Below are 23,479 nucleotides of genomic sequence, written 5' to 3' on the forward strand. Positions count from 1 at the left end.
TGAAAGGGCTGCTGCACGCAGAGATGTGCAGCGGCCCTTTTTGCGCTTTTCTGTTAAGTTTTTGAAAATTTGCGCAGATGTCTTTGCAAAGTCTGCCGGGAGATGTTATAGTTAAATTGAAACAGTATGCATTCCCGATAGAAAGGAAAAAACGCCATGGAGCATTTTGTGGAGTTTGAGGACGTTTGCAAATACTATCAGACCGGCAGTGTGAAGATCGCCGCCGCAGACCACCTGAATTTCTATGTGGATAAGGGGGAGTTCTGCATCATCGTGGGGCCTTCCGGCGCAGGCAAGACCACCCTGCTGAATATCCTTGGAGGCATGGACAGCTGCGACGAGGGCAATGTCTGGCTGGACGGCCAGAACGTGAGCCACTTTACCGCCAGAGAGCTCACCACCTACCGCCGGTACGACGTGGGCTTTGTGTTCCAGTTCTACAACCTTGTGCAGAACCTGACCGCACTGGAGAACGTGGAGCTGGCCAGCGAGATCTGCCGCGACCCGCTGGACCCCAAAGAGACCCTGCGCAGCGTGGGTCTGGGAGAGCGGCTGAACAACTTCCCGGCTCAGCTTTCCGGCGGCGAGCAGCAGCGGGTGTCCATTGCCCGCGCACTGGCCAAAAACCCCAAGTTGCTGCTCTGCGACGAGCCCACCGGTGCACTGGATTACAAGACCGGTAAGCAGGTGCTGGCCCTTTTGCAGGATACCTGCCGCCGCACCGGCCGCACGGTGATCGTTATTACCCACAACACCGCCCTGACGGCGATGGCAGACCGCATCATTCAGGTGCGCAGCGGCAAGATCGTCTCCAATCAGGTCAACGAGCACCCTGTGCCGGTGCAGGAGATTGAGTGGTGAGAGCTGTGCTGAAAAGTTATCGTAAAAACATCCTGCGGGAAATGAAGGACAACCTGAGCCGCATGGTCTCGCTGTTCGGCATCGTAGCGCTGGGCGTGATGATGCTGACCGGCCTGATGAGTTTTGCGCCCAGCATGCGCATCGCCGGGCAGAAATACTACGTGCAGCAGAACGTGTTCGACCTGCGGGTGCTGTCCACGCTGGGCCTTTCGGAGGAGGACATTGCCGCCATTGCCGCCGTGGACGGCGTGGAGGCTGTGCAGCCGGTGAAATATCAGGACGTGGAGGCCCAGTGGCAGGGCCAGAGCGAGACGGCGGTGGTGCGCCTGCAGCAGCTGCCCGCCGACCCCGGGGCCGACACGGCAGAAAATATGGACCGTCTGGTGCTGCTGTCGGGCCGGATGCCTGAGGCCCCGGACGAGTGCGTGGTGCATGTGATGGGCTACGGCGACCCGGTGGAGCCGGGCACGGTGCTCACCCTGCCGGAGGACACCGAATATGTGAGCCGGAAGCAGTTCACGGTAGTGGGCACCGTGCAGGACCCGCAGCATTTTTCCACGGACAAGGAGAGCAGCACCGCCGGTGACGGCCAGCTGGATGATATTGTGTTCCTGCCGGAGGGCAGCCTGACCACGGATTATTATACGGCGTGCTATCTCAAAGTAAAAAATGCCGGCCTGTATGATAATTACTCGGATGCGTATCAGGCAGCAGTGGATGACACAGCCGCAAGGGTAAAGGCCATCAGCGGCGCACAGTGCACGGCCCGGCGGGCGGAGCTGATCGAGGATGCCAGTGCAGAGCTGGCCGACGCCCGGGCCGAGTACAACGACAAAAAAGCCGAAGCAGACCGTCAGTTTGCGGAGGCAGAGCAGCAGCTGGCCGATGCACAGGCACAGCTGGACAGCGCCAAAGCCCAGCTGGACGCGGGCGAAGCGGAGCTTGCCGCCAACAAAAAGGCCCTGCCGGATACCATGCAGGGCGGTGCGGACGAGCTGGTGAGCGGCGAGGAACAACTGCTGGAATTTGAGGATCAGCTGCAGCAGATCGAGATGCTGGTGAACCTGAAAAAGGTGGCCGACCCGCTGCTGGGCTATGCCGAAACGGCTCTGCACAACGCGCAGAAAGCGCTGGACGAAGCGGAACCTGCCGATGAAGAGTACACCGACCTGCGGGATGCCCTGCAGAAGGCGCAGGATGCTTACGACAACATCAGCGGCCAGCTGAATGGCTATCAGGCCCAGCTGGACGAGGGCAAGCGCCAGATGTATGCACAGGGGCTGATCTCTTCGCCCAGCCTTTCCAACGAGCAGCTGGTGACTGAGGCAAAGGCAGCACTGCGCCAGATGAAGGTAAAGCTTCTGCAGGGGCAGCTGCAGCTCACCACCGGCACGGCCACAGCCTACACCCAGTTTGATGCGGCTCGCACCCGGCTGGACGAAGGCTGGCGGCAGTACAACGACGGCGTGCAGCAGCTGGCCGATTCCCGCGCAGAGTACGAGAGCCAGAAGGCCGATGCCGAACAGCAGCTGGCCGACGGCCTTGCCCAGCTGAACGATGCCGAGGAGCAGGTGAGCCAGATCAAGAGCGGCGAGTGGTATGTGCTGGACCGCAGCTCCACCGTGAGCTTTGTCACCTTTGAGCAGTATGCCGACCGCATGGATGCCATTGCACGGGTGTTCCCGGTGTTCTTCTTCCTGGTGGCGGCGCTGGTGGCCACTACTACTATGACCCGCATGGTGGACGAGAACCGCCTGCAGCTGGGTACTCTGAAAGCTCTGGGTTACTCCAACGCAAAGATCGCAGGCAAGTATCTGTTCTATGCCCTCAGCGCCAGCGTGCTGGGCAGCATCGTGGGCATGGTCATCGGTTTTGTGGTGTTCCCGCTCATCATCTGGTATGCTTACCAGATGATCTTCAGCATGTCCACCTTTACGCTGCACTTTTACCCCGGCATGGCGGCAGCCAGCGTAGCCATCAGCGCGGCCGTCATCGGTTTTGCTACATGGAACGCCTGCCGTGCCAGCCTGAAGGAAAAGACTGCAGCTTTGCTGCTGCCCCGGGCCCCGGTGGCAGGCAAGCGCATCTTTTTGGAGTACATCACCCCGCTGTGGCAGCACATGAGCTTCTCCCAAAAGACCACAGCCCGCAACCTGTTCCGCTACAAAAAGCGCTTCTTCATGACAGTGCTGGGCGTGGCAGGCTGCACGGCGCTGCTGCTGATCGGTTTTGGCATTCAGGATTCCATCCTGCCCATCGTGGACAAGCAGTCCGGGCAGCTGACCCACAACGATCTCACCATCTCGCTCAGCGATGAAAAGGCGCTGACCATGGAGCAGGGCCTTGCCGACACGCTGGACAGCAGCAGTGCGGTCCACAGCTGGGGCGCGTTCTACACAAAGTCCACCACCCTTTATAATGAAGAGGGCGGGAGCGCCGATGTCAGCATCGTAGGCGCGGAGGACGATGCCCGGATGACCGAATACTTCACCTTCCGCACCCGGGTGGGCCACGACCCCATTCCCTTTGAAGAGGACAGCGTGATCCTGACCGAAAAAACGGCCCTGAATCTGGAGCTGAGCGTGGGCGATACGTTCTATGTGGAGGCTGCAGACGGAAGCCGCGTGCCGCTGACCCTGACCGGCATTACCGAGAACTACATGTTCACCCGGCTGTATCTCTCCAATGCGCAGTTGCAGGCCCTGCTGGGCAGCACGCCGGAGTGGAACACCGTCTACGGCCTGACCGGCTGTACCACCGAGGCGGAGTACAACGCCCTGCGCACAAAGCTGCTGGACTGCAACTATGTGAGCAGCGTCAGCTTCACCGAGGACACCACCTCCATGTTCGGAAGCCTGATCGGCAGCCTGAACTACGTGGTGGTGCTGATCATCGTGTGCGCGGCGGCGCTGGCGGCGGTGGTACTGTACAACCTGATCAGCGTCAACCTTGCCGAGCGCAAAAAGGAGCTTGCCACCATCAAGGTTCTGGGCTTCTATGACAAAGAAGTGTACCGCTACATCTTCCGCGAGATCGAGCTTTTGTCCCTCATCGGCTCCGGCGTGGGCCTGCTGCTGGGTGTGCCGCTGCACCGGTTCATCGTCCTGACCGTGGAAATGGATCAGCTGATGTTTATTCGCACCATTGCACCCAGCAGTTATCTGCTGGCAGTGGCATTGACGATGTTGTTCACCTTTGTGGTGTGCTTTGCCATGCGGTGGCATGTGCGGCATATCAGCATGGTGGAAAGCATGAAAGCGCCGGAGTGAGTTTACAAAATCTTCATAAAAAGAACATGGTTTCGCAGAAATTCTTTGGTATAATAATGCTACCGACAGGCGGGGCCGCAACCGCCTGAACGGGTAACATGATTCCTCCTTTACCAAACCAAATACCGCAAAACAAAACACCGCGCCTTGTCTGATCCGCAGCAGACAGGGCGCGGTGTCTTGTTTAAACCGTTAAGTTTTCAGCATCTGCGGCAATGGCATCGGCCTGCTGCTGGGTGAGCACGCGGCACTTGACCATCCGCTTGAGCACCACTTGCATCCGCTTGAAGGCAAGCTCCGGGCTGCTGGCGTAAGTGGAAGGCGCGTTGGGCATACCCGCCAGATAAATCGCTTCGGCATCGGTCAGCTGGGCCGGTTCCTTGCCAAAGTAGCCCTCGGCAGCTTCTGCAATGCCATAATACCCGCTGCCAAAATAGATGGTGTTGGCGTACATCTCAAAGATCTGCTGCTTGGAGTAGGTCTTTTCAATATCAAAAGCAGCAAGCATCTCGGCAGCCTTGCGGGCCAGATGCTTGTCCTGCGTGAACAGCTCGTTCTTGGCAAGCTGCTGGGTCAGGGTGCTGCCACCCTCGGCCAGCGAGTGGGTGCGCAGGTCGGCCAGCAGGGCGCGGGCAATGGCCCCCGGGTCGATGCCCTTGTGGGTCATAAAATGCTCATCCTCGGTGCAGATGACTGCGTTAATATAGATCTGCGGCAGCGCATCGTAGGAAGTATAGCTCCCGCGGGCACAGATGGTGTCGTACATGGAAGCCACTGGGTAACTGCTGGCGGCACTGCGGTACAGCTGCCTGCCCTGATAAAAGAACCAGCCGCCTGCCAGCAGCCCGCCAAGCAGCAGGATGCAAAGAACAACGAGCAGGCTCTGCTTTAAAAAATGGAAGAAACGATGCAGCATCGAAAAAACTCCTTTGATGATAAAAAAGAACGCTACCATAATAAACGATTTGCAGGGCGTTTGCAAGGAACAGCTTTAGTATAACAATAAAATTTTAAGGTTTTATCAATGGAAAAATAAAAATTTTCGAAGAAGCAGAAGTGTTACTCCTGTTGGAACTGCACAACGGGATGCTGCAAATGCGGGCTTCGCATCGTGCAGAAAACTCAATTTGAAAAAAACTGGAATTAACCTATTGACAAACTAGGTAAGAGAGAATATAATGCAAACAACAAATCCACAAACCTAGTGGGAAAAAGGAAGCAAAGGCTTTGCTTCCCGGTACAGAGCAGATAGAGGTGCCGGTTTGTAGATGAGTGGGAAAGAGTTTTACGGGAAAGGAGGGCACGGATATGAAGCTGATTTGGAACGACCTGCTGCATGCAAACTTCCGCTGTGGGCGAATGTGCGGTGACCGGGCAGAACATCTGGCTGTGAACTGTACGATGCCCTCTTGCTGTGCACGAATGTGTACCCGAATGTGACGTTGACAGAATAGCTTTGAATTGTGTTTGCCCGGTGCGCTTATGTATCACGCATCGGGTTTTTTGTATCAGGAAATTATACTAAAAGTACAAATAGAGAGGTAAAATACTATGTCTAACTATAAATTTGAGACCCTGCAGCTTCACGTTGGCCAGGAGCAGGCCGATCCTGCAACCGATTCCCGCGCAGTGCCCATTTACCAGACCACTTCCTATGTGTTCCGCAACAGCCAGCACGCAGCAGACCGCTTTGGTCTGGCAGATGCCGGCAACATCTACGGCCGCCTGACCAACTCCACGCAGGACGTGTTCGAGAAGCGCATCGCTGCGCTGGAGGGCGGCGTGGCTGCTCTGGCAACCGCCTCCGGTGCCGCTGCCATCACCTACACCATCGAAGCACTGGCACAGGCCGGTGACCACATCGTGGCTCAGAAGACCATCTACGGCGGCAGCTACAACCTGCTGGAGCACACCCTGACCCAGTTCGGCGTCACCACCACCTTTGTGAACGCACACGATCTGGCTGAGGTGGAGAATGCCATCCAGCCCAACACCAAGGCCGTCTATCTGGAAACTCTGGGCAACCCCAACAGCGATATCCCCGATATCGATGCCATTGCAGCCATCGCGCACAAGCACGGCCTGCCGCTGGTCATCGATAACACCTTCGGCACCCCGTACCTGATCCGTCCCATTGAGCACGGCGCAGATATCGTCGTCCATTCCGCCACCAAGTTCATCGGCGGCCACGGCACCACGCTGGGCGGCATCATCGTGGACAGCGGCAAGTTCGACTGGAAGGCAAGCGGTAAGTTCGGCAACATTGCTGACCCCAACCCCAGCTACCACGGCGTTTCCTTTGCCGATGCAGCAGGCCCCGCAGCTTTTGTCACCTACATCCGTGCGATCCTGCTGCGTGATACCGGTGCCACCATTTCTCCGTTCAACGCCTTCCTGCTGCTGCAGGGTACCGAGACCCTGAGCCTGCGTATCGAGCGCCATGTGGAGAACACCAAGAAGGTAGTCGAGTTTCTGGCAAACCACCCGCAGGTGGAGAAGGTCAACCACCCCTCCCTGCCGGATCACCCGGATCACGCCCTGTACGAGAAGTACTTCCCCAATGGCGGTGCATCTATCTTCACCTTCAACATCAAAGGCGGCCGCGAGGAAGCATTCAAGTTTATCGATAACCTGAAGGTCTTCTCCCTGCTGGCAAACGTTGCTGATGTGAAGAGTCTGGTCATCCACCCGGCTTCCACCACCCACAGCCAGCTGAACGACGAAGAGCTGGCCGAGCAGCAGATCTATCAGAACACCATCCGCCTGTCCATCGGCACTGAGCACATCGACGATATCATTGCTGATCTGGAAGCAGGTTTCGCAGCCGTCCGCGGCGAGTAAATCTTATCCCCTTAGAACCTCCGACAGAATGTGTATGCCTTGTTTTTTCTCCTGATCTCTTCCAAAAATTCCTTATATCCTAGACACAGCAAAAGGGTCCCGGAATTCTCTCCGGGACCCTTTTGTTGTTTGCGGCAAAATGCCGTCAGCCTTTCACGCCGCCCAAAGCAACACCGCGGACGATGAACTTGGAAAGCAGCAGGTACACGATGATGACGGGCAGAATGGCGATAGCCACCATCATGTAAACCTTGCCCATATCAAACTTGAGGAAGTCTGCACTGCGCAGCTGTGCAATCAGGATGGGCAGGGTCTTTTTGTCGGCGCTGTCCAGCACCAGAGCGGGAATGAAGTAGTTGTTCCAGCTGGCCACGAAGGAGAAAATGGCCTGCACTGCCAAAGCGGGCTTCATAATGGGCAGCACGATTTTGTTGAAGGTGTAGAACTCGCCTGCACCGTCGATGCGGGCAGCCTCTACGATCTCCATGGGAAGGGAAGCGTCCAGATACTGCTTCATGAAGAAGAACACGGTGGGCGCTGCAATGCTGGGCAGGATCAGCGGGATAAAGCTGTTCTTCAGGCCCATCTTGGTGATGAGCTGCAAAAAGCCCAGAGCGGACACCTGCGTGGGCATGGTCATGATCAGCAGGATAATGGCGAACGCGGCCTTTTTGAATTTGAAGTTATAGGCGTAGATGCCGTAGGCCGTCAGGGCCGAGAAGTACACGCTGAACGCCGCCGAGCAGGCGGAGACGATCAGGCTGTTGCGGATGCCGGTGATGACAGGGATGTTAGCATCGGCCAGCACGTTCTGGAAGTTGGTGATGAGCGATTTGCCCGGCAGCATCGAGAAGCCTTTCTGGATCTCGAAGTGGGTGCGGGTGGAGTTGATCACCAGCACATAGAAGAAGAACAGGCACAAAAAGCTGATGAGCACCAGCACCAGATAACACCATGCGCGGCGTGCAGCCAGTGTTGCTTTTTCCGATTGATTTCTAGGAGTGTGTGCCATAATCATTTCCCTCCTTTTGCTGCCTTTTTGGCGGCGTTCAGTTCTTTGCGCTGGGCGCGGGTCAGGCCGTCATCCTCCTTGGTAAGGGAGAAGTAGACCACAACGCACAGCACTGCGCACACGAGGAACAGCACCACCGAGACTGCACCGGCCATGCCGTAGTTCTTGCTGAACAGGTGGTTGTTCAAGTACATGATCATGGTGGTGGAGGTGCGGTCCGGACCGCCCTTGCCGTTGGTTAAAATCTGCGGCACATCGAACATCTGCAGGCCGCCGATCATGGAGGTGATCATGACGTAAACAAGGATGGGACGGATCAGCGGAATGGTGATCTTCCAGAACATCTGGTTCGGGGTGCAGCCGTCCAGTTCAGCCGCTTCGTACAGGGTGGGATCCACGCCCATGATCGCAGCCATCAGCATGATGGTGGTGTTGCCGAACCACATCAGGAAGTTCATCAGGCCGATCAGCCCGCGGTTGCCCCACACGGTGTTCAAAAAGCTGATGGGTGCATCGATCCAGCCCATGCTCAGCAGCACGGCGTTCACCGGGCCGTTGTCCGAGAACAGCGCGAAGAACAGCATTGCAAAGGCGGAGGCCATGATCAGGTTGGGCATGTAGATGACCGTCTTGAAGAAGGTCTGGCCCTTCAACTTCAGGCGCAGATCGGTGAACCATGCTGCCAGCAACAGGGAAATGGCGATCTGCGGGATAAAGCCGATGATCCACAGGATCAGCGTGTTGCCAAAGTACTTGGGCAGATCGGTTGCGAACAGGGTAATGTAGTTTTTCAGGCCCACAAAGCTGGGGCCAATGATCTTCAGGCCGCTGCGGTAATATTCAAAAAAGCTGTAGTAAATGGTGGATGCCAGAGGGATCAGCTGGAATACCGCGAAGATGATGAAGAACGGCGCAATGAAGATGTAGCCCCATTTCGCGTAGCTGATCGACCCTTTCTTTTTCTTTTCTCCCATAGGATCGCCTCCTGATAAATTTGCGGAAAGAACAGGGGCGGGCGGGAACAGCGTCCGGCCCGCCCCTGCGTATTTACTTTTCCGTTTTAGGGTCGGCTGCTATTATGCGGGCCACACCACGTCGGTCAGCTCAGGATACTTCTCCTTGATAGCGGTCTCGAAGTTTGCCTTTGCGGTATCTTCGTCCACGTTGCCGGTAAAGTAATCCTTGAATGCATTCTGGAAGCTCTCATTCAGGCCCTGATCGTACGGACCGGCGTTGGACATATCGATCTTGGCTGCAGCCTCTGCAAACAGAGCGATGTGGTTCTGGCCGCCCAGGAAAGCGGAGCTGTAATCGCTGTTTGCGATCTCGTTCATAGCCTTCTCGTTGTTGGTGTAGTCCTGCGTATCCATGGTGATCTGCTTCATGATAGCTTCATCGCAGGTCAGCTTCTGCATAACATCCTTAATGGTCTCGATGTTGTCGCTGCCGGCTGCGCCGCAGATCCAGGTGCCGCCCCAGTAGTAGGGCTGAGGGCCTTCGCACACAGCGTAATCGCCGTAGATACCGTTGCCAACTTCTTCCTTGCCGCCCTCAGCGACAGGAGTCTCCAGCGAGTTGCCCAGCAGGGTGAAGTTGATGCCCCAGGTGGAGTAGAAGAAGCCGAACACCTTACCGGTGGGACCCTGATCGGCTGCCCACTGGCTGTCCCACAGGCTGGACTTGTTGTTATAGCCCTTATCGGTGTACTCCTTGGTCTGATCGACCCACTTCATAATGTTCTCATCAACGGTAACAGTAGTGCCGGTGACCCACGGAGCTGCCACGTTGTTGGAGAAGGTGCGGTATGCATCATCAAAGCCGGACAGCATCTTGTAGCCCTTGGCGGCTGCCTGTGCAGCTACATCATTGAACTTATCCCAGTCGGACAGGTAGGTCTGCACTTCGGCGGGATCATCGGTGCCCAGAACATCCTTGGCAATGCTGCGGCGGTATGCAAACAGACCGGGAGTTGCCTGCCAGGTGGTGCCGCGCTGGCTGCCGTCCACACTAACGATGTCCTTGGTGTACTGGTACTGGCCAGCCAGATCGTCGTCGGTCAGGCCGATGTCTGCCTTGACATCCAGAACGTAATCGGAATCCACATACTTCAGAGCATAGTCAGCCTCGATCAGGAAGATGTCGATCTTGTCGTCATCAGCAGCGCTGTCCTGGCTCAGCAGGGCTTCGTCCAGCTTGTTCTGATAGTTGTTGTTCTCGTTGGCATTGATGGTCCACTTCACAACGGTGCCATCCTTCAGGGTGGTGGTGGACTTGTCGGCTGCGATCTCGGAAACTTCCGGATAGTAGTCGTTGAAGCGGCTCTGGAACTCATCATTCCAGCACCAGATGTTCAGCACCTTACCCTGTGCTGCGGGAGCAGCGGAAGCAGCAGAGGAAGCCGGAGCAGAAGAAGCGGTGCTGGTGGAAGAAGAACCGCCGCAGGCAGCCAGAGCTGCACCAATGGTCACGGCACCGGAAGCGAGCAGGAAATTACGGCGAGAGATCTTTTTCATAAGGGTAAACCTCCTTCATGGTTTTCCATTATTTGCAAAAGTTTTCTTCATAAAAGGTTCCGTAGCAAGAGCCTTTAGAGACATATTAAAGAATGCTGACCGACCCGCCGTCCAGCAATTTGCCGGAAACGCGGATCTGTTCGGGCAGGGTCACTCTTGGATGCTCGATCAGCTCAATGAGCTTGTCGGCAGCCGTGCGGCCCAGCGCGGTGGTGTTCTGCTGGTAAGTCACCAGCTGAGGCTTGACCACCCGCGAGAGGTAGATGCCGTCGTAGCCCATCACTGAAACATCCTCCGGGATCGAAAGCCCCTTTTCGCTGATGGCGTTGTAGCCGCCCAGCGCGGAGAAATCGTCCGGGAAGATGATGCAGGTGGGCGGCTGCGGAAGCTCCAGCAGCGCTTTGGTCTCGGCGGCACAGCGGTCAGCATCATGGTAGATGCCCTCCCGCACATAAGCTTCCGGGATCTTCAGGCCCAGCTCTTCGCAGGCCTGATAGAAACCTGCAACGCGGTTCTCGGTAACGGCGGTCTTTTCGCCGTGGATAAAGGCGATGCGGCGGTGGCCGCAGGCCCATGCCTGCCGCACCAGTGCCTTCAGGCCGAAAACGTTATCCGAGAGGATCGCCATGCGGTTATTGAACACATGATCGATCGTGACCACCGGCACCTCGCTGTTCACCAGCTCCACCACCTGCGGCTCGTAGAAGTTCACGCAGGCGATCACCACGCCGTCCACATTGCGATAGCGGCAGTGCTCAAGGTAGCTCATGCTTTTGCCGCTGATATTGTGGTTGATAAAGGTGATGTCGTAGCCGTGTTTCTCGGCTTCCACCTTGAAGCTGTCCAGTACGGCGGAAAAGTATTCGTGGGTCAGACCGCTCTGCCGTTCATCCACGAACAGAACGCCCAGATTGTAAGTACGGTTTGTTTTCAAGGAACGGGCGGCAGCATTGGGCAGGTAGCCCATACGGTGCGCTGCGGCCCGCACCCGTTCTCGTGTGGCAGGCGAGATATCCGGCTGGTCGTTCAGCGCCTTGCTGACCGTTGCCACCGATACGCCGCATTCCTTTGCCAGATCTTTCAGGGACGGCATCGCTCGTTTGCCTCCTTCCGAAGAACGTTTTACGGGGGATGTTCTCCGTCAAGTCCTTAATCGTTTTCGCAATTTCATGATAGCGTATTTTGTACGAAAAATCAAGCTCAAAAGAATAACTTTCATTGCTTTTGGCTCAATTTTGGCGTTTTGTTCGTTTCTGAAGAACCGAAATTGTGCACCTTGGATGGATTTCGTTACATTTCGGTTAAAATCAAAAGATTTTCGTTGCGGTTTCGTTACGATTTTCGCCGTATATAATATTACCTATAAATTGTGTTTCAGCGTTTTCGCTTACAGGAAGCACAAAAAGCGTGCTTGAAATAAATTTTCTGAAAATCATGGAAACATACGTATTTATGAAAGATACTTTCAGAATTTTTTTAGAAAATCCTCTTGCTTTTTTGGCCTGCTTGGGCTATGCTAGAAGCAAAGAGAATGCTTTGATCGTCTGCCTTAATCGTTTTCGCAAAAGCGATGCCGCCGGGGCTACCGGCAGCTGATAAGGAGGAAGCATTTATGAAATTCGGCCATTTTGATGACGCACGCAAAGAATATGTCATCACCACTCCGCAAACGCCCCTGCCCTGGATCAACTACCTTGGCAGCGAGGATTTCTTCAGTCTTGTCTCAAACACGGCGGGCGGCTACAGCTTTTACCGCGATGCGCGGATGCGCCGCCTGACCCGCTACCGCTATAACAGCTCCCCGCTGGATATGGACGGCCACCACATTTACATCAAGGATGGCGATACCGTCTGGAACCCCGGCTGGCAGCCCACCAAGACAGAGCTGGACAGCTACGCCTGCCGCCACGGTCTGGGCTATACCATTCTGGAGGGTGAGAAGAACGGTGTTTCCGCTGCGCAGGAACTGTTCGTGCCCACCGGCGATGCCTGTGAGCTGGACCGCCTGACTTTGAAAAATAAGACGGATGCCGTAAAAGAGCTGGATGTGTTCAGCTATGTGGAGTTCTGCCTGTGGGATGCCATTGACGACAGCTCCAACTTCCAGCGCAACTTCTCCACCGGCGAGGTGGAGGTGGAGCCGGCCATCATCTACCATAAGACGGAATACCGTGAGCGCCGCAATCACTATGCGGTATTCTGGAGCAATACGCCCGTTACCAGCTTTGATACCACCCGCGATGCCTTCTGCGGTGTGTATGGCGGTCCTGCAGACCCGCAGGCCGTCCGCGCCGGACACTGCTCCGGCAGCATCGCCCACGGCTGGGCACCGGTGGGCGCGCTGCACATCCATGTCACCCTTGCACCGGGTGAGGAAAAGAAGATCCTCTTCGGTCTGGGCTACATCGAGAACCCGCAGGACGAAAAGTTCACGGCTCCCGGTGTCATCAACAAGGAGCGTGCCCATGCCATGATCGCACGCTATGCCACCGATGCACAGGTGGACGCGGCCCGCAAGGCGCTGGCCGACCACTGGGAAGCTCTGCTCTCCACCTACCATCTGGAATCCGGCGAGGAAAAGCTGGACCGTATGGTGAACATCTGGCACCAGTATCAGTGTATGGTTACCTTCAATATGAGCCGCTCGGCCAGCTACTTTGAAAGCGGGACCGGCCGCGGCATGGGCTTCCGCGACAGCTGTCAGGATCTGCTGGGCTTTGTACACATCATTCCGTCCCGCGCACGGGAGCGCATTCTGGATATCGCCGCCACCCAGTTTGAGGATGGCAGCGCCTACCACCAGTACCAGCCCCTGACCAAGAAAGGCAACCGCGATATCGGCACCGGCTTCAACGATGACCCGCTGTGGCTCATTGCCGGCACTGCCGCCTATCTGCGCGAGACTGGCGACTGGTCTATTCTGGACGAGCAGGTGCCCTTTGATAATGATGCCAGCAAGGCACAGAGCCTGATGGAGCATCTGCGCCGCAGCTTCAACTTTACCGTCACCCACCTTGGCCCCCACGGCCTGCCGCTTATTGGCCGCGCCGACTGGAACGACTGCCTGAACCTGAACTGTTTCTCGGAGCACCCGGGCGAGAGCTTCCAGATCACCGGTCCCAGCGAAGGCCCTGTGGCCGAAAGCGTGTTCATTGCGGGCATGTTCGTCAAGTACGGCCACGAGTACGCCGAACTGTGCGACCACCTGAACCTTGCCGATGAAGCCGCTGCGGCCCGCAAGGCCGTGGACGGCGTGGAACAGGCGGCCCTGACCTCTGGCTGGGACGGCGCATGGTTCCGCCGCGCCTACGATGCTTTTGGCAAGCCTGTTGGCAGCAAGGAGTGCACCGAGGGCCAGATCTTCATTGAGCCGCAGGGCATGTGCGTCATGGCTGGCATTGGCAAGGAGACCGGTCAGGCCGCACAGGCATTGAAGAGCGTAGAGGAACGGCTGGATACCAAGTACGGTGTGGTTCTGCACCAACCTGCATACACCAGTTATCAACTCAATCTGGGCGAAATTTCCAGCTATCCTCCGGGATACAAGGAGAACGCCGGTATCTTCTGCCACAACAATCCGTGGATCAGCTGTGCCGAAGCCGTTCTGGGGCATGGCGACCGGGCCTTTGAGGTGTACCGCAAGACATGCCCGGCCTACATCGAGGATATTTCCGAGATCCACCGCACCGAACCCTATGTCTACAGCCAGATGGTGGCCGGTAAGGATGCCCCCACCTTTGGCGAAGCAAAGAACAGCTGGCTGACCGGCACTGCCGCATGGACCTTCTTCAATGTGAGCCAGTATATCCTTGGCATCCAGCCCACGCTGGACGGCCTGAAGGTAGACCCCTGTATCCCACACACGCTGGGCGGCTTCACCGTTACCCGCCGCTACCGGGGCGCAACCTATCACATTGCAGTGGATAATACCGCTGCAGTCCAGTACGGTGTGAAGAGCGTCGCTGTGGATGGCAAGCCCATTGAGGGCAGCCTGCTGCCGCTGGCACCGGAAGGCGCTGTGGTAGAGGTGCAGGTGACCATGGGATAACCTTTACTGCATTTTCATAATTTCTCCTTTGTGCTATTCTGAAAGAACAGCGGCCCCCGCATTACGATCCTGCTTGGCATCATAATGCGGGGGCTTTTTGTTTGGCAGTTTATTTTGCCGGGAATACTGTTTCTGTTGTACCTGTTTTTTCACAACCTCAGCTTACAACAAAAAATGAGATAGGTAAACCCTTTCGGGGAAGTCTATCTCATTTTTTTGTTGGAGCTATTTTGCAACAGCCCCCTACTGCCGCCAGAACACCCCATGCTTATTTCAAAAGCAATCGTTTTTCTGATACTCCAGCATCAGCCCAAGAACGATTTTCAATCCTGTGGGCAAGCTGGCAATGTCCACCCACTCCTGCCGGGTATGCGCCGATCCGCCATCTATCGTACCAATGGTATTGGCCGGGATACCCAGCGACAGCGGGATGTTGCTGTCCGTGGAGTTGGGCGTTTCGTCAGGCTCACGGCCTGTGAAGGTGCGAACGATCTCTTTACTTTTTGCCGTGAATTGACCGAGTTTTTTCTGGTCAACAGGGCCGTTGCCGGGACGGATGCCCAGCAGCTCCACCTCAAAATCGCCGCCTCTGCCATTCCAGTGCGCTACAGCACGACGGAATTTTTCTTCCATCTCTTCCAGACAATCCTGTGCGGTGGAACGGAACTCGTACAGCATGGATGCCTGCTGTGCAATGGAGTTGACCGTTGTGCCGCCCTCGATGCGTCCCACATTATAGGTGGTGCGGGAGCGTACCGGCGGTTGGATCTGGTACAGTTCATTCACGAGTCCACACAGCAGTTGAATGGCACTGGGGTCGCCAAAATTTGCATAGGAGTGACCACCGGGCGTTTTACAGGTGATCTTATACCGATAAGAACCCACGGCACTGCTGCAGCAAAGCGGCATATAGATATCAAAAGAATAGAACCCCTGAATACGGGTGCCGTACTCGGCAAACAACGCCTTGGTACCGTCCAGATTGCCCAGACCTTCTTCGCAGGCATTCGCCACCACCAGCACACCATATTCCAGCGCGGTTTGTTTCTGGATCAGATATTTTGCAGCCATCAGCAAGTTGACGAGGTTGGCAGTATCATCGCCGATGCCCGGCGCAAATAGCTTGCCGCCCTCTTCCCGCAAGGGAAGATTTTCTACATCTGGGAACACAATATCCGTGTGGGCGGCAAAAACGACCAGTTCTTCGGTGTCTGGCCCCAGTTTGCAGATTACATTTTTAGCGCCGTCGATGCGGACATTTTCTGCCCCTTGTGCCCGGAGCCAATCCCGGCAGAATGCTGCCCGAAAATCCTCCTTTCGGGTCGGCGCAGGCATCTTTCCCAGTGTGCGCAGCAGTTCCAGCTGTTCGGTGCGGCATTCTTCTGCATAAGCTTCCACCTGCGCTTTTGTCTGTTCGTTCATAAAAACTTTCCCTCCCTGAACACGCCGAAAACCGCAGACAGTTTCCTGCCTTCATTTAGCCTTCTAAGTCTTCACCATTGGTGGCGATACACTTCTGATACCAGTAAAAACTGTCTTTTCTACTGCGAGCCAGTGTGCCGTGACCGGCATCGTCCTGATCCACATAGATCACGCCATACCGCTTGGACATTTCCATGCTGCCGCAGGAGACCAGATCGATAAAGCCCCACATAGTATAGCCAATCAACTCCACGCCGTCCTTGACAGCCTCCTTCATCGCCAGCTTTTCGTGATTTTTAATCTTCTAACCCATGGCTCCCGGTTACGGTTTTCAAGTATTTCTCCGGGTCACCGTTCAGAATCAATTCGGCATAGCCCAGCGGGTCATTATAGATGAGATAATCCAACTCTGACCTCTGCGCCATGGTCACGTCCAGTGCATCCTCGACCCCGGTACAGTCAATGGAAATTTTTCTCCCATTCCGGAGCAGCAGTTCCACGCAGCCGGTGTCCATGTTACCCGCTGTTACTACGAAAGGGGAATTGTTGGGTGAAGCAAAATAAGCGGCAGCCTCCCGATAGACATTCCTACGGGTTGGGAACCGCGGCGGAATCTGGTGGTCAGGGCCTTACGGGTTGCGTTTGCTGATTTTTCTGCAGCCCCTTGGCAGGGCTTTGAAAAATCAGAACGCGGCCCCAACCACTCCTCCCTGTTTCAGCCGCTGGCTGCGGTCGTCGTCGTTGCTGTTCAAGTCCTCTTATCCGCAGTTACTGCTAAAGGGAAACTGCCATGTAAAACAAAAAAGACAGTGGACAGTCTGCCTCCCGGTAGACATTCCTACGGGTTGGGAACCGCGCACTAACAAAAGCCCCACTGGGGCTTTTGTTGCCCCGCCTGCGGTGGGGCCGTGCTGTTCAAGTCCTCTTATCCGCGGTTACTGCTAAAGGGAAACTGCCGTGTAAAGCAAAAAAGACAGCTATCAAAAGCTGTCTTCCTTGTGGTGCGGATAAGAGGACTTGAACCTCCACCGAGTTGCCCCGATTAGAACCTGAATCTAACGCGTCTGCCAATTCCGCCATATCCGCATATTCTGTTGTGTTCGTGAGCTGTGCCGCTCGGAACGATAGTTATTATACCAGATATACGAAGAATGTCAAGCATTATTTTTAATTTTTCTCGACAAAATTTTGCTTGAAAATTGATGCATTCTGAATGGCGGCTGCAGGGCGAAATTTTTGCCAAAGTGTGATACAATAAACAGGACGCGCTGGGAGGGTGTCCTGCGCGCAGACTGAGAAAACGAGGGAAATGCAGAATGTTCAATATCATTATTTTCCTGCTGGGAGCAGGCATCATGTTCTTTATGGCTCTGCGCAGTGTGCTGGCACGGCGCAGGCTGTGCACGCAGGGGCAGAAGGTCACAGCCACGGTGGAGGGCACCGTGCGGAGCCGGGATGGCGGTGCCTATGTGCTGGCCTTTACCACCGCAGGCGGCAGCCATCGGCTGCACTACCCGAAGCCTGCGCGGGGCAAGAGCTTTGCGGTGGGGGATACCGTCACCTTATATTATGACCCCGACGACCCGGAGAAGATGTACGTGGAAGGCGACCGGGCCACGCTGGGAGCCGAGGTGTTGTATACCGTGATAGGTGTGGCCCTGCTGGTGCTGACCGTGGGCATTGCCCGCTGAAAGGGGAAAAGAGGATGAAACTGGAACATTTTGGCATGGCTGAGCCGGGCGACTGCCGTCTGGTATTCACAGCCGGTGCCGAGGAACTGGCGGCAGCCGTTGCACAGGTGCAGGCGGAGCCGGACGCGCCGCAGGAAGAGGACGGTCTGCTGACTGAGGCGGTGAATCGCACCATTCTTGGCGGCTTTTCGGCGCTGTATGAGCAGCTGGTGCAGGAGTACCATGTGGTGCCGGTGACCGACCCGGATTTTGAATTGCTGGCGGTGAACCGGGCCGAGGGCTTCCGGGCGGGGGCGCAGTTCTACGCGCTTCCGCCGCTGGAAGTGGGAGCATACACCGGTTTCGTGCAGCCCATTGAGCCGCACCCCATCCGGCAGCTGACCATTGAACTGGAGATTAACCGTCACCACGGCGACGAAGAACGTGCAGCCGATGCAGCGGGCAAGGCGGCGCTGCGGCAGCAGGTGGCCCGCGAGATCTGGGCACAGCGCTGTGCCCAGGCTGAGCAGCGGGCACGCAAGGAGCTGGTATGGCAGCTGGGCGATGCAGTGAAAGGCCCGCTGCCAAAGCAGCTGGTGGGCGGTAACTATTTTGCCGAGCAGCGCCAGTTCAACCTGAGCCTGCAGGCCAATGGCATCAACTTTGACCAGTTCCTTAAAGTGCGCGGCCAGACGGTGGAAGAGTTCCGTGCATGGCTCCACGCGCAGGCAGAGCGCAAGCTGCGCAGCTGGCTGGGGCTTCTGCTGGTGGCAGAAAAGGAGGGCCTTGCACCCACGGACGCCGAGGTGGAAGCAGCCGCTGCCCACTGGGATGCCAAGCTGGACGGCGAGCGCACCTTCCCCGCCAACGATGCACGCAAGGTGCGCCAGCGTCTGGCCCGGGAGAGGGCGGAGCAGTTCATTGTGGAGCACTCTACCCTCACGCCGCCGCCCGATGAACCCATCGTGCAGAAAGTTGAAAGCAAATAATAACAAAAAGGAGCGATGCAGCGCATCGCTCCTTTTTGTTATTATTATCAGGAACTCTCAGGTCTCCACGCCCTCGAACTGGCTGTTGTAGAGCTTGGCGTAGAAGCCGTTTGCAGCAAGCAGCTCGTCGTGGCTGCCCTGCTCCACAATGTGGCCGTCCTTCATCACAAGGATGACGTCCGCCTCGCGGATGGTGGAAAGGCGGTGCGCCACAATAAAGCTGGTACGGCCCTGCATCATGCGGGCAAAAGCTTTCTGGATACGCACCTCGGTGCGGGTATCAATGGAGGATGTTGCCTCGTCCAGAATCAGCATCGGCGGCAGGCAGAGCATCACGCGGGCGATGCACAGCAGCTGTTTCTGGCCCTGACTGATGTTGCCGCCGTCCTCGGCGATAACGGTGTCGTAGCCCTCGGGCAGGCGGCGGATAAAGCTGTCTGCATGGGCGGCTTTGGCTGCTGCCACGATCTCTTCAAGGCTTGCGTCCGGCTTGCCGTAGGCAATGTTTTCCCGCACGGTACCGGCCCGCAGCCATGTATCCTGCAGCACCATGCCGTAGCTGCCGCGCAGGGAAGCGCGGGTCACATCCCGGATGTCGGTGCCGGACACCTTGATGGAACCGCCGTTCACATCATAGAAGCGCATGAGCAGGTTGATGAGGGTGGTCTTGCCGCAGCCGGTAGGGCCGACGATGGCAATGCGCTGGCCGGGCTTTACGTCGAGGGAAAGGCCCTCGATCAGCGGGCGGTCGGGCAGGTAGCGGAAGGAAACATCCTCCAGCTGCACATGGCCGTCCGGCTGCAGCACGGAGGCGTTCTCGACTTCCGGCACCTGATCGTCGGCATCCAGCAGCTCGAACACGCGGGCGGCGCAGGCCAGAGCATTCTGCAGCTCCGTCACCACGCCGGAGATTTCGTTGAAGGGCTTGGTGTACTGGTTAGCGTAGCTCAAAAACACGCTCAGCTGGCCGATGGTGATGCCGCCCCGCACCGCGTACACGGCACCCACAAGGCCCACGCCTGCGTACACGATGTTATTCACAAAGCGGGTGGCGGGGTTGGTCAGGCTGGAAAAGAAGATGGCCTTCAGGCTCACGTCCTGCAGACGGCCATTCACCTCGTCAAAGGCGGTAAGGCTCTCGGCCTCGTGGCCGAAGGCCTGCACCACCTTCTGGCCCTCGATCATCTCGTTAACCAGCGCGGTCTGCTCGCCGCGCACGGCGCTCTGGCTCTGGAAGTAACCATAGCTGCGCTTGGCAAGGAAGCTTGCCACCACGAGGCTCAGCGGGGTGATGCACACCACCACCAGCGTGATGGGCACATTCTCGCTGAGCATGAACAGCAGGGTGCCGAGGATGGTCAGAACGCCGCTGAACAGCTGTGTAAAGCCCATCAGCAGGCCGTCCGCAAAGGTATCCACATCGGCCACCATGCGGCTGACGATATCGCCGGAGGGGTGGCTGTCGAGGTAGGAAAGCGGCAGGGTCTGAATTTTGCGCAGGGCTTCGTTGCGCAGGTCGCGGCTGACAAGGAAGGTGATGCGGTTGTTGCACACGCTCAGCAGCCACTGTGCAAGAGCGGCCACACCGGCAACCACCAGCACCTCGATGATAATGCGCATCACACCGCCAAAATCTACGGCACCCTTGCCCAGCATCATATCAATGGCGCTGCCGCAGAGGATGGGGATATACAGCTGTGCGCCCACGCTCACAGCGGCCACCACAAGGCTGCACACCACAAACAGGGAATAAGGTTTGATTTTGCCCAGAACACGGGTCAAGGTGGCCTTGCGCTGCTGCGGGGTCAGCTTTGTTTTTGCTTTTGCACTCATTTCTGCGCATCCCCTTTCTTGAACTGGCTCTCGTAGATCTCCTCGTAGACGGAGCAGGTCTGGCGCAGCTGGTCGTGGGTGCCGATGCCCACCAGATGGCCGTCGTCCAGCACCAGAATTTGATCCGCGTGCTGCAGGCTGGCGGCGCGCTGGCTCACGATGAACACGGTCAGGCTGCCGGGCAGAGCAGCCAGTGCCTTGCGCAGGGCGGCATCGGTGGCGTAGTCCAGTGCGCTGGCGCTGTCGTCAAGGATCAGAATTTCCGGCTTGCCCACAAGGGCGCGGGCGATGGTCAGGCGCTGCTTCTGTCCGCCGGACAGGTTGCGACCGCCCTGCTCCACAGGCTCGTCCAGCCCAAGGGGCTTGGCTTTGACGAACTCTGCAGCCTGTGCTGTTTCCAGTGCGGCCCACAGGTCCGCATCGGTGGCATTCTTGTTGCCCCACAGCAGGTTGGAGCGGATGGTGCCGCCAAAGAGCTGGGCCTTCTGCATGACCATGGCTGCCTTGCCGCGCAGTTCTTCACGGGGATAGTTCCGGGCATCGCGGCCCATGATCTCCACCGTGCCCTCGGTGGCATCGTAGAAGCGGGGAATCAGGTTGACAAGGCTGGATTTGCCGCTGCCGGTACCGCCGATGACACCAATGGTCTGGCCGCGCTTTGCAGTGAAGCTGATGTCGGAAAGGCTGGGTGCACCGGCACCCGCATAGGTCAGGCTTACATGCTCAAAGCGCACGGCATCGCCGGATTTTTCGGCGGGCACCTCGCCCAGAAGCTTTTCCGGGAAGGCCATGCCGGGCGTGGTGTCCAGCACAGCCTGCACGCGGCCTGCGCAGGCCAGCGCCTTGCTCACCTGCACGATCAGGTTTGCCAGCTTGACCAGCTCCACAAGGATCTGGTTCATGTAGTTCACCAGCGCGATCACGTCGCCGGAAGCCATGCCACCCACATTGATCTCAATGCTGCCCACATATAGCAGTGCCACAATGGCAATGTTGATGAGCACATAGGTCAGCGGGTTCATCAGGGCAGAGATATGGCCTACATGGAGCTGCATCTTGGTCAGCAGGTCGTTGGCATTCTCAAAGCGCTCTACCTCGCTCTTTTCCTTATCAAAAGCGCGCACCACGCGCACGCCGGTCAGGTTTTCGCGGGTCAGGTCCAGCACCCGGTCAAGGCGATTCTGTACCGTCTTGTACAGGGGCCGGGTAGCAGCCATGATGCCGAACACCACCACGCTCAGCAGCGGGATGGTCACTACAAAGATCAGCGCTGCACGGGAATTCACCGTAAAGGCCATGACCATGGCACCGATCACCACGAACGGGCTGCGCAGGAACAGGCGTAAAAACAGGTTCAGGCCGCTCTGCACCTGATTCACGTCGCTGGTCATACGGGTGATCAGGGTGCTGGTGCCGAGGGTGTCCATCTCGGTAAAGCTCAGGGTCTGGATGTGCTCAAACAGGGCGTGGCGCAGAGCTGTGGAATAGCCCACGGCCGCCTTTGCGGAAAAATACTGTGCCGTCAGGCTGCAGGCAAGGCCGATCATGGCCAGCAGCAGCAAAATGCCGCACCGCACAAGAATATAGTGGAAGTCGTGGGCGGCAATGCCGATGTTCACGATATCCGCCATGACCAGCGGCACGAACAGGTCGAACGTGGCTTCCAGCATCTTGAAAAGGGGCGCAAGCACGCTCTCGCGCTTGTAGTCCTTCAGATAGCCTAGCATCTTGTTCAAGGCGATACTCCTTCTTTCTTGCTTTCTTGCATTATAAGGTTTATGAAATCCTACTTATTATAGCGTACAAAAACTTAAAAAGCCATAGAAAATGTTTTTATTGCAAAAGTGTGCTGAAAACCGCCGGGCAAAATGCCGAAAACGGTTGAAACCAGGGTGGGGGTATGCTACAATGATTTTAAATATTGCACAAAAGGGGAAACAGGAATGCTGATAAGTTTGGTCGTTCCGTGCTACAATGAGGAAGAATCACTTCCCATTTTTTATAAAGAGGCCAGCAAGATCGCACAGCAGATGGGAATATCCCACGGAGCAGATTTTGAGTTCATCTTTGTGGATGACGGCTCAAAAGACCGCACACTGCAGATCGCGCGGGAATTGCACCGGAAAGATGCCCGTGTGCGGTACATCTCCTTCAGCCGGAACTTTGGCAAGGAAGCAGGCATTTATGCCGGATTAAAAGCGGCAAAGGGCGATTATGTAGCAACGATGGATGCGGATCTGCAGGACCCGCCCTCGCTGCTGCCGGAAATGCTGGAGCTGCTGCTCTCCGGCGAATATGACTGTGCGGCCACCCGCCGCACCACACGCGAGGGTGAACCGCCCGTTCGCAGCTGGTTTGCCAAAAAGTTTTATCAGATCATCAATAAGCTCTCGGATACAGAGATCGTGGATGGAGCAAGAGACTTCCGCCTGATGAGCCGCAAAATGACTGATGCCGTGCTGAGCATGGCGGAATATAACCGCTTCAGCAAGGGCATTTTCAGCTGGGTCGGCTTTAAAACAAAGTGGATCGACTACAAAAACGTAGAGCGTGTGGCGGGCACAACAAAGTGGAACTTCTGGGGTCTGCTCAAATATTCGATCGAAGGCATTGTGGGCTTTTCCACAGCTCCACTGCTGATGGCGGCGGGCCTTGGCCTTGCCTTTTGCGTATTGGCGTTTGTAGGCATCATAATCGTGGTGGTGCGTGCACTGATGTTCGGCGACCCTACTTCCGGCTGGCCGAGCCTTGTCTGCATCATCCTTTTGTGCAGTGGTGTGCAGCTGCTGTGTACGGGCATTGCGGGCGAGTACCTTGCCAAAACATATCTTGAAACAAAGCACAGACCAATCTATATTGCTGCTGAGACCGAAGAAGATCTGGACGCGGAATAAGGCGTTTCAGAAAAAATGTATTTTTAACGGGGTGCCAGAAGAAGCTGATCTGGCACCCCGCTTTTTTTGAGCAGGGAAAAATGGATACATACAGATAGGCGTTGTACCCAAAGCCATTTCCTGCTAT

Annotated in this window: 19 protein-coding genes and 1 tRNA gene; 9 read left to right on the plus strand and 11 right to left on the minus strand. The window is 56.6% G+C overall.

Going from position 1 to position 23,479, the window contains the following annotated elements; genetic code table 11:
* Positions 1 to 156: 156 nt before the first annotated feature.
* Both J3348_RS12975 and J3348_RS12980 read left to right on the plus strand, forming a co-directional pair.
* Positions 157 to 861 (plus strand): ABC transporter ATP-binding protein, encoded by a 705-nt coding sequence (locus J3348_RS12975; protein WP_005942271.1) that lies wholly within the window; start codon positions 157 to 159, stop codon positions 859 to 861.
* Positions 858 to 4,130 (plus strand): FtsX-like permease family protein, encoded by a 3,273-nt coding sequence (locus J3348_RS12980; protein WP_347565387.1) that lies wholly within the window; start codon positions 858 to 860, stop codon positions 4,128 to 4,130. The genes J3348_RS12975 and J3348_RS12980 overlap by 4 nt, the downstream gene beginning before the upstream one ends.
* A gap of 184 nt (positions 4,131 to 4,314) precedes the next feature.
* On the opposite strand, the gene J3348_RS12985 is transcribed toward J3348_RS12980, so the two are convergent.
* Positions 4,315 to 5,046, minus strand: a complete 732-nt coding sequence (locus tag J3348_RS12985; protein ID WP_242702997.1) for a biosynthetic peptidoglycan transglycosylase — start codon at positions 5,044 to 5,046, stop codon at positions 4,315 to 4,317.
* A 392-nt stretch (positions 5,047 to 5,438) separates the two neighbouring features.
* Between J3348_RS12985 and J3348_RS14415 the strand changes: the two genes are divergently transcribed.
* Both J3348_RS14415 and J3348_RS12990 read left to right on the plus strand, forming a co-directional pair.
* A complete protein-coding gene (locus J3348_RS14415; protein WP_005942280.1) occupies positions 5,439 to 5,570 on the plus strand; it encodes a hypothetical protein in 132 nt (43 codons plus the stop codon).
* 111 nt (positions 5,571 to 5,681) lie between these two features.
* The gene (locus J3348_RS12990) at positions 5,682 to 6,971 is read left to right on the plus strand and encodes an O-acetylhomoserine aminocarboxypropyltransferase/cysteine synthase family protein (RefSeq protein ID WP_120081370.1); all 1,290 of its coding nucleotides are present in this window, start codon (positions 5,682 to 5,684) and stop codon (positions 6,969 to 6,971) included.
* 145 nt (positions 6,972 to 7,116) lie between these two features.
* Here J3348_RS12990 and J3348_RS12995 read toward each other — a convergent pair whose 3' ends face one another.
* From J3348_RS12995 to J3348_RS13010, 4 genes are all read right to left on the minus strand, one after another.
* Entirely contained in the window at positions 7,117 to 7,983 is an 867-nt protein-coding gene (locus J3348_RS12995) for a carbohydrate ABC transporter permease (protein ID WP_044953743.1), read from the minus strand.
* 2 nt (positions 7,984 to 7,985) lie between these two features.
* Positions 7,986 to 8,957: a sugar ABC transporter permease gene (locus J3348_RS13000; protein WP_005942291.1), complete on the minus strand. Its 972-nt coding sequence runs from the start codon at positions 8,955 to 8,957 to the stop codon at positions 7,986 to 7,988.
* 102 nt (positions 8,958 to 9,059) lie between these two features.
* Positions 9,060 to 10,496, minus strand: a complete 1,437-nt coding sequence (locus J3348_RS13005; protein ID WP_005942293.1) for a twin-arginine translocation signal domain-containing protein — start codon at positions 10,494 to 10,496, stop codon at positions 9,060 to 9,062.
* A gap of 85 nt (positions 10,497 to 10,581) precedes the next feature.
* Entirely contained in the window at positions 10,582 to 11,589 is a 1,008-nt protein-coding gene (locus tag J3348_RS13010; protein WP_207699125.1) for a LacI family DNA-binding transcriptional regulator, read from the minus strand.
* A 314-nt stretch (positions 11,590 to 11,903) separates the two neighbouring features.
* Between J3348_RS13010 and J3348_RS13015 the strand changes: the two genes are divergently transcribed.
* Complete coding sequence (locus J3348_RS13015; protein WP_097780934.1) at positions 11,904 to 12,092, plus strand: hypothetical protein; 189 nt, start codon at positions 11,904 to 11,906, stop codon at positions 12,090 to 12,092.
* A gap of 16 nt (positions 12,093 to 12,108) precedes the next feature.
* Positions 12,109 to 14,544 (plus strand): glycosyl transferase, encoded by a 2,436-nt coding sequence (locus tag J3348_RS13020; protein ID WP_207699126.1) that lies wholly within the window; start codon positions 12,109 to 12,111, stop codon positions 14,542 to 14,544.
* 273 nt (positions 14,545 to 14,817) lie between these two features.
* Here J3348_RS13020 and J3348_RS13025 read toward each other — a convergent pair whose 3' ends face one another.
* From J3348_RS13025 to J3348_RS13040, 4 genes are all read right to left on the minus strand, one after another.
* Entirely contained in the window at positions 14,818 to 15,966 is a 1,149-nt protein-coding gene (locus tag J3348_RS13025; RefSeq protein ID WP_207699127.1) for a M20/M25/M40 family metallo-hydrolase, read from the minus strand.
* Positions 15,967 to 16,021: 55 nt separating this feature from the next.
* Entirely contained in the window at positions 16,022 to 16,243 is a 222-nt protein-coding gene (locus J3348_RS13030; RefSeq protein WP_097774014.1) for a family 1 glycosylhydrolase, read from the minus strand.
* A gap of 19 nt (positions 16,244 to 16,262) precedes the next feature.
* The gene (locus tag J3348_RS13035; RefSeq protein ID WP_097774013.1) at positions 16,263 to 16,481 is read right to left on the minus strand and encodes a DUF6061 family protein; all 219 of its coding nucleotides are present in this window, start codon (positions 16,479 to 16,481) and stop codon (positions 16,263 to 16,265) included.
* Between the two features lie 484 nt (positions 16,482 to 16,965).
* Positions 16,966 to 17,052 (minus strand) — tRNA-Leu (locus J3348_RS13040).
* A 230-nt stretch (positions 17,053 to 17,282) separates the two neighbouring features.
* Here J3348_RS13040 and J3348_RS13045 point away from each other — a divergent pair.
* Together J3348_RS13045 and J3348_RS13050 are read left to right on the plus strand one after the other, a co-directional pair.
* Entirely contained in the window at positions 17,283 to 17,657 is a 375-nt protein-coding gene (locus tag J3348_RS13045; protein WP_207699128.1) for a DUF3592 domain-containing protein, read from the plus strand.
* Positions 17,658 to 17,671: 14 nt separating this feature from the next.
* Complete coding sequence (locus J3348_RS13050; protein WP_005946538.1) at positions 17,672 to 18,625, plus strand: hypothetical protein; 954 nt, start codon at positions 17,672 to 17,674, stop codon at positions 18,623 to 18,625.
* Positions 18,626 to 18,682: 57 nt separating this feature from the next.
* On the opposite strand, the gene J3348_RS13055 is transcribed toward J3348_RS13050, so the two are convergent.
* Together J3348_RS13055 and J3348_RS13060 are read right to left on the minus strand one after the other, a co-directional pair.
* Positions 18,683 to 20,458 carry an ABC transporter ATP-binding protein gene (locus tag J3348_RS13055; protein WP_120081395.1) on the minus strand — a complete coding sequence of 592 codons (1,776 nt, stop codon included), beginning with the start codon at positions 20,456 to 20,458 and terminating at the stop codon, positions 18,683 to 18,685.
* Positions 20,455 to 22,194 (minus strand): ABC transporter ATP-binding protein, encoded by a 1,740-nt coding sequence (locus J3348_RS13060; protein WP_347565389.1) that lies wholly within the window; start codon positions 22,192 to 22,194, stop codon positions 20,455 to 20,457. Before J3348_RS13060 ends, J3348_RS13055 begins: the two co-directional genes overlap by 4 nt.
* Before the next feature lie 207 nt (positions 22,195 to 22,401).
* Here J3348_RS13060 and J3348_RS13065 point away from each other — a divergent pair, with 207 nt between their 5' ends.
* On the plus strand, positions 22,402 to 23,352 hold the full coding sequence (locus tag J3348_RS13065; RefSeq protein WP_154261095.1) for a glycosyltransferase family 2 protein: 951 nt from the start codon (positions 22,402 to 22,404) through the stop codon (positions 23,350 to 23,352).
* The last annotated feature ends 127 nt before the right edge of the window (positions 23,353 to 23,479 follow it).

It is taken from the genome of Faecalibacterium sp. Marseille-Q4896, from assembly GCF_017377615.1.
GTDB lineage: Bacteria > Bacillota > Clostridia > Oscillospirales > Ruminococcaceae > Faecalibacterium > Faecalibacterium taiwanense.

Excerpts from the sequence above, each read along its gene's own strand:
- J3348_RS12995 (WP_044953743.1), bottom strand. The coding sequence starts at position 7,983 with ATGGCACACACTCCTAGAAATCAATCGGAAAAAGCAACACTGGCTGCA.
- J3348_RS13010 (WP_207699125.1), bottom strand. The coding sequence starts at position 11,589 with ATGCCGTCCCTGAAAGATCTGGCAAAGGAATGCGGCGTATCGGTGGCA.
- J3348_RS12975 (WP_005942271.1), top strand. The coding sequence starts at position 157 with ATGGAGCATTTTGTGGAGTTTGAGGACGTTTGCAAATACTATCAGACC.
- J3348_RS13005 (WP_005942293.1), bottom strand. The coding sequence starts at position 10,496 with ATGAAAAAGATCTCTCGCCGTAATTTCCTGCTCGCTTCCGGTGCCGTG.
- J3348_RS13035 (WP_097774013.1), bottom strand. The coding sequence starts at position 16,481 with ATGGACACCGGCTGCGTGGAACTGCTGCTCCGGAATGGGAGAAAAATT.
- J3348_RS13065 (WP_154261095.1), top strand. The coding sequence starts at position 22,402 with ATGCTGATAAGTTTGGTCGTTCCGTGCTACAATGAGGAAGAATCACTT.
- J3348_RS12985 (WP_242702997.1), bottom strand. The coding sequence starts at position 5,046 with ATGCTGCATCGTTTCTTCCATTTTTTAAAGCAGAGCCTGCTCGTTGTT.
- J3348_RS13020 (WP_207699126.1), top strand. The coding sequence starts at position 12,109 with ATGAAATTCGGCCATTTTGATGACGCACGCAAAGAATATGTCATCACC.
- J3348_RS13055 (WP_120081395.1), bottom strand. The coding sequence starts at position 20,458 with ATGAGTGCAAAAGCAAAAACAAAGCTGACCCCGCAGCAGCGCAAGGCC.
- J3348_RS13050 (WP_005946538.1), top strand. The coding sequence starts at position 17,672 with ATGAAACTGGAACATTTTGGCATGGCTGAGCCGGGCGACTGCCGTCTG.
- J3348_RS13030 (WP_097774014.1), bottom strand. The coding sequence starts at position 16,243 with ATGAAGGAGGCTGTCAAGGACGGCGTGGAGTTGATTGGCTATACTATG.
- J3348_RS13025 (WP_207699127.1), bottom strand. The coding sequence starts at position 15,966 with ATGAACGAACAGACAAAAGCGCAGGTGGAAGCTTATGCAGAAGAATGC.
- J3348_RS13045 (WP_207699128.1), top strand. The coding sequence starts at position 17,283 with ATGTTCAATATCATTATTTTCCTGCTGGGAGCAGGCATCATGTTCTTT.
- J3348_RS13000 (WP_005942291.1), bottom strand. The coding sequence starts at position 8,957 with ATGGGAGAAAAGAAAAAGAAAGGGTCGATCAGCTACGCGAAATGGGGC.
- J3348_RS14415 (WP_005942280.1), top strand. The coding sequence starts at position 5,439 with ATGAAGCTGATTTGGAACGACCTGCTGCATGCAAACTTCCGCTGTGGG.
- J3348_RS12990 (WP_120081370.1), top strand. The coding sequence starts at position 5,682 with ATGTCTAACTATAAATTTGAGACCCTGCAGCTTCACGTTGGCCAGGAG.